This is a genomic window from Marinomonas maritima, assembly GCF_024435075.2.
Classification (GTDB): domain Bacteria; phylum Pseudomonadota; class Gammaproteobacteria; order Pseudomonadales; family Marinomonadaceae; genus Marinomonas; species Marinomonas maritima.
Genome location: NZ_JAMZEG020000004.1, coordinates 484,466 through 490,465 on the forward strand (window position 1 = coordinate 484,466; position 6,000 = coordinate 490,465).

Below are 6,000 nucleotides of genomic sequence, written 5' to 3' on the forward strand. Positions count from 1 at the left end.
TTTGAAAGACGTGCCCACTAAGGAGATGCCTTCATTGCTAGTCAGTTACATTACTAGTCAGTGACATTCCTATCAATCACGACCCAGTCAGCCTTCCTTTCCGACCGACAAGTAGCTATTTTTTATTGCTCTATACAAACAAGTCTTCATTTTGGCAGTTAGCCTTGATTAAAGTCACTTTCAAAGAGTCAAAAAATTAAAGTTACTCACAGAGAGTGATTTTAAAAAATTGTCTTTCTTTCTCCACAATGCTTCAACCCCTTTGAAAACCAGCGTCTATGGAAACTATTCACATTTATAAGTCATAAAAATACAATTAATTAGAAATTTTAATTTTTTTGCTTGTGGATTGTTTTTTTAAAATAAAGGCAAAAAAATGCTTATAAAATAAATTAAACTTTTAAAAATCAACAACTTAATATCGACTATTTAAAAAAAACCACCTGTTGATAAGTATGGTAATAGGTTGATAAGAAGTTTTGCACAGTTTTTAACAACTTAGAGGTAAAAATCAGGCCGTGTATAAGTGGTACTTTTATACACAGGAATAAGTTACCCACAACACAGGAAGAGAGGGGGATAGTTCACAAGATGTCATCGCTGTATCAATATGATTTATATGTATAAAAAATACTTACTAACAGATTTTTGCTTCCTATATAAACATAACAATAACAAAAGACCTTATATACTACTTATATATATTAATATTGATGACCGGGTAAATGGGATTTCACTCACTTCCTTTTTAGAATTTTGCCTATATACTAAGCGGCCTTATCGATAGTTGATCGTTTTTCATTCATTTTTCTATTTAGTAATACCGAGGTTCCTGTGGATTTCCCAAGTCGCTTTGATGTGATTGTGGTTGGTGGTGGACATGCTGGTACAGAAGCTGCTTTGGCTTCAGCACGTATGGGCGTTAAAACATTGTTACTTTCCCACAACATTGAAACTTTAGGACAAATGTCCTGTAACCCTGCTATTGGTGGCATTGGAAAATCCCATTTAGTAAAAGAAATTGATGCTTTGGATGGTGCTATGGCATTGGCAACCGATAAAGCAGGTATTCAATTTCGCACCTTGAACTCTCGAAAAGGTCCAGCTGTTCGAGCAACTCGTGCTCAAGCTGACCGCATATTATATAAAGCGGCTATTCGTTATAAATTAGAAAATCAAGAAAATCTTTGGCTTTTTCAACAATCCGTAGAAGATCTCATCGTTGAAGATGGTGCCGCTCGAGGTATTATTACCCAAACTGGTATTCGTTTTAATGGTAAAACCGTCGTGTTAACCGCGGGGACTTTTTTAGGTGGCATCATACACATTGGTTTACAGAATCATTCTGGTGGCCGAGCTGGAGATCCACCTTCAATAGGTTTGGCCGAAAAGTTACGCGCTCTACCGTTTCGAGTTGATCGTTTAAAAACAGGTACACCGCCTAGAGTTGATGCACGTTCAGTTGATTTTTCCCAAATGCAAGCACAACCTGGCGACGACACTACGCCCGTTATGTCGTACATGGGAAATAGAGCGATGCATCCTCGTCAAATTGAATGTTTTATTACCCATACCAATGAACGAACTCATGACATTATTCGTGCTGGTATGGATCGGTCTCCTATGTATACTGGTGTAATTGAAGGGGTAGGGCCGCGTTATTGTCCTTCTATTGAAGACAAAATAGTGCGCTTTGCGGATAAAAATTCACATCAGATTTTTATTGAGCCAGAAGGTTTAACAACACACGAACTTTACCCCAATGGTATTTCGACGTCCTTGCCGTTTGATGTTCAAATTGAGCTAGTTCGCTCGATGAAAGGAATGGAAAACGCGCATATTATGCGTCCTGGTTACGCTATCGAATACGATTACTTTAATCCTCAAGATTTAAAATATTCTTTAGAAACCAAACACATGCCAGGTTTGTTTTTCGCCGGACAAATCAACGGTACAACCGGTTATGAAGAAGCGGGGGCGCAAGGTTTATTGGCGGGTTTAAACGCGGCATTACTGGCACAAGATAAAGATGCTTGGACACCTCGTCGTGATGAAGCCTATCTTGGTGTATTGGTAGATGATTTGATTTCTATGGGAACCAAAGAACCTTATCGTATGTTTACCAGTCGTGCGGAATATCGTTTGATTTTACGTGAAGACAATGCCGACATGCGCCTAACAGAGAAAGGCCGTGAATTGGGTCTGGTGTCTGATGAACGTTGGGCTGCATTTTGTAAAAAACGCGAAGCGATTGAGCTTGAAACACAACGACTCAAATCAAGCTGGATTGTACCTAATTCACCGGAATCAGATATTATTAATCCAAAATTGGAAACGCCGATTACGCATGAGTATAACTTGCTCGATTTGCTTAAACGCCCCAATATTGTGTATTCCGATGTGGCTGATTTAAAAAATGCGCTTGATGAACCGGTAGATGAACAGGTGTCTGAACAAGTTCAAATAGCGGTAAAATACGCGGGCTACATTACTCGTCAAGCGGAAGATATTGAGCGACTACGTCGTCAAGAAAACACTGCGTTGCCGGATGATTTGGATTATTCAAAGATGGAAGGTTTGTCAAATGAGATCAAGCAAAAGCTGACTCAGTTGCGCCCTGCCACATTGGCTGCGGCGTCTCGTATTCAAGGTGTAACACCTGCTGCGGTGTCCTTACTGTTAATTCACTTGAAAAAACGTGCGATTGCGCGCAAAAGTGCCTAGAATCATCAGCCGATAATCCCTAATAACTCATTCTTTATAGAAATGGATCGACTGTGACACACTTTGACACCATTCAAAAAGGCGCCCAACAAATGGGCGCTGCTCTCTCTGATGATACCATTCAGACCCTTGTTAATTATCTTGCCATGCTTGAAAAATGGAACAAGGCGTATAACCTGACCGCCATTCGTGATGTTGAGCAAATGATTTCTTTGCACCTGTTGGATAGCTTGGCAACATTACCTTATATTACGGGTGAACATATTATAGATGTCGGCACAGGTCCTGGCTTACCTGGTATGGTGCTTGCTATATGTTGTCCAGAAAAACGTTTTACTTTACTTGACAGTAATGGCAAAAAAACACGCTTCCTAACCCAAGTTAAAATGGAACTGGGGATTCATAATGTAACGGTAGAGAATGAACGGGTTGAAAAGCATAGTCATCAAGGTGAATACGATCACGTTATTTCTCGAGCCTTTGCTTCTCTACAAGATATGATTCGGTGGACTCTGCCTCTGCCTAGTAATACGGGTAATTTTTTAGCCATGAAAGGGGTTTACCCTAGTGAAGAAATAGCGGCGCTACCGAAAGAGGTTGATTTAGTGTCAGTAGAGCCTCTTAATGTGCCAGATATTCAGGCGGAGCGTCACATGGTAGTGATGACGCGTAAAGGATAAAGCATGGCAAGAATCATCGCAGTTACAAACCAAAAAGGTGGTGTTGGTAAAACCACCACTTGTGTCAATTTAGCGGCCTCTCTTGCGGCGATGAAACGCCGAGTTTTATTAATTGATTTAGATCCGCAAGGTAACGCCACGACAGGAAGTGGCTTAACCAAAGAAGAATTAGACACCAGTGTTTACGATGTATTAATTGGCACTCATGGCGTAAAAGAAGTCATGAAAAAAACCATGCCTGGTGATTATTGGGTATTGCCCGCTAATGGTGATTTAACCGGTGCGGAGGTTGTTTTATTAGACTTACCAAGTAAAGAAACAAGGCTACGAGCAGGCTTGTATGAAGTCGATAATGACTTTGACTTTATCTTGCTTGACTGTCCTCCTGCATTGAACATGTTAACCGTCAATGCGCTTGCCGCCTCTCAAGGTGTGCTTATTCCTGTACAGTGTGAATATTACGCTTTAGAAGGGTTAACTGCCTTACTGCAAACCATAGAGCGTATTACTCAAGCGTTAAACCCATCGCTAGTGGTCGAAGGGATTCTACGAACCATGTATGATCCTCGTCCAAGTTTAACTCACGATGTTTCCAATCAGCTTCATAAGCATTTTGGGGATAAGGTTTACGACACGGTTATCCCTCGAAATATTCGCTTAGCTGAATCGCCAAGTTATGGTTTACCTGTTTTACATTATGAAAAACAATCTCGTGGAGCCATTGCTTACCTTGCTCTAGCGGGTGAGTTTATTCGAAAAACTGTCGTGTGATTACTGCTTTATATAGCGTATTTTTAATACCAATTAGGGTTAATGAAATGACGATGAAAAAAAGAGGTCTAGGTCGTGGCTTAGATGCATTATTAGCGCCTCAAAAGGCGGCGACTCACGATGTTGATCATGGCGCCAATAATGAAGAAATAAAAGGCCTGACTTACTTGCCTGTAGATTGGCTTTCGAAAGGTAAATTTCAGCCTCGTCGCGACATGAACCCTGCGCAATTAGAAGATTTGGCATCGTCGATTCGTAATCAAGGTATTATGCAGCCTATTGTGGTCCGCCCCAGTGGTCATAATCAATATGAAATTATTGCGGGTGAACGTCGTTGGCGTGCTGCCAAATTAGCTGATTTAACCCAAGTACCTGTTATTGTTCGTCATGTTGAAGACGCCGACGCGGTCGTATTGGCGTTGATCGAAAATATTCAGCGTGAAGACTTAAACCCAGTAGAAGAAGCGTTAGCGTTACAGCGTTTGGTTGAGGATTTTCACCTCACGCAGCAAGAAGTGGCTGATACTGTGGGTAAATCACGTTCAACCGTGGCTAATTTATTGCGTTTATTAGGATTAACCCCTGAAGTTCGTCGTTTATTAGAGCATGGTGATATTGAAATGGGTCATGCTAGAGCGTTACTCCCGTTAGAGCATGACAAACAAATTCAGGCGGCATCACAAGTTGTGACTAAATCTTTATCTGTCCGCGAGACAGAAAGATTGGTGAAAAACTTTCAAGTGATTGAAAAAAATGAGGATAGTAAACCTACCTTGCCTGATTTAAGTGCAGAGGCTGAACGTATCAGTCAAAAAATTAATGCTGCTGTCAAAATACAGCCTTCCTCCAAAGGAAAAGGTAAGCTTGTCATTGAGTATCGTAACCCTGAGCACCTAGAGCTCTTGATTAGTGAGCTACTCACTGGAAAATAAAGTAATTATGATTGATGCTTTTCTATTTAGACAAGATGCCCCGAAAGTGATTTTGCTATCTAGTTTAAGTTGAACACAGTCGCCATTACCCATATAATGCCTCGAATTTTGTAAATCATCACATTGATTGCACTTTTAGAGTGCAGCTAGAGAGTTAGGTAATGGGGTCAAATAAGCCGTTAAGCGCGAGTGCAATCATCAGCGCCAGAAAGAAGGCTGTATTTCGTTTCCTTTTGCTACAATTATCTTTAACTCTTTTTGTATCTTTGGGAATTTTTTACATTGCGGGTTGTCTGTATGGGTACTCTTTTATATTGGGCGCATTGACCAGTATACTACCCAGTATTTATATGGCTTGGCGGATTTTTGGCTATAAAGGGGTCCGTCCTGCAAAAGATGTTGTTAGATCATTCTATCGAGGAGAAGCCGGTAAGTTGGCTATGACAGTGGTTTTATTGTCGCTGGTGTTTCTTCTGATAAAACCATTAGCTGCAGGTGCTTTTTTTGCAGGTTTTGGCGGTGCAATTTTGAGTCATTGGCTCAGTCCTATCGTGCTAAGAAATACTTAATACGATAGAGAATAGAATTTTAATCATTGAGAGAGCGTGGATATAAGTATGGGTATTGAAAGTCCAACAGCTTCTGCATATATAAAGCATCACCTTCAGAATTTGACTTATGGTCAACATCCTGACGGTACATGGGGTCTTGCCCATGATGCAAAAGAAGCAGCAGACATGGGATTCTGGGCAATTCATGTAGACACTATGGCGGTTTCAATCGCCTTGGGTATATTGTTCTTGTGGTTGTTCCGTAAAGCAGCAAAGAAAATATCAACAGATACACCATCAGGACTGCAAAACTTTGTAGAGCTTATGGTTGAATTTGTTGAT

The 6,000-nt window shown here is 40.7% G+C and carries 5 protein-coding genes and 1 pseudogene; all 6 read left to right on the forward strand.

Going from position 1 to position 6,000, the window contains the following annotated elements:
* The first annotated feature begins 834 nt into the window (after window positions 1-834).
* Entirely contained in the window at window positions 835-2,724 is a 1,890-nt protein-coding gene (gene mnmG / locus M3I01_RS17395) for a tRNA uridine-5-carboxymethylaminomethyl(34) synthesis enzyme MnmG (protein WP_255897205.1), read from the forward strand.
* A 53-nt stretch (window positions 2,725-2,777) separates the two neighbouring features.
* Window positions 2,778-3,404, forward strand: a complete 627-nt coding sequence (gene rsmG, locus M3I01_RS17400; protein WP_255897195.1) for a 16S rRNA (guanine(527)-N(7))-methyltransferase RsmG — start codon at window positions 2,778-2,780, stop codon at window positions 3,402-3,404.
* A 3-nt stretch (window positions 3,405-3,407) separates the two neighbouring features.
* Window positions 3,408-4,175: a ParA family protein gene (locus M3I01_RS17405; RefSeq protein WP_112135465.1), complete on the forward strand. Its 768-nt coding sequence runs from the start codon at window positions 3,408-3,410 to the stop codon at window positions 4,173-4,175.
* A 47-nt stretch (window positions 4,176-4,222) separates the two neighbouring features.
* The gene (locus tag M3I01_RS17410; protein ID WP_255897194.1) at window positions 4,223-5,107 is read left to right on the forward strand and encodes a ParB/RepB/Spo0J family partition protein; all 885 of its coding nucleotides are present in this window, start codon (window positions 4,223-4,225) and stop codon (window positions 5,105-5,107) included.
* A 161-nt stretch (window positions 5,108-5,268) separates the two neighbouring features.
* Window positions 5,269-5,676 (forward strand): ATP synthase subunit I, encoded by a 408-nt coding sequence (locus tag M3I01_RS17415; RefSeq protein ID WP_255897191.1) that lies wholly within the window; start codon window positions 5,269-5,271, stop codon window positions 5,674-5,676.
* Window positions 5,677-5,724: 48 nt separating this feature from the next.
* A pseudogene (locus M3I01_RS17420) lies at window positions 5,725-6,000 on the forward strand (F0F1 ATP synthase subunit A); the annotation flags it as partial.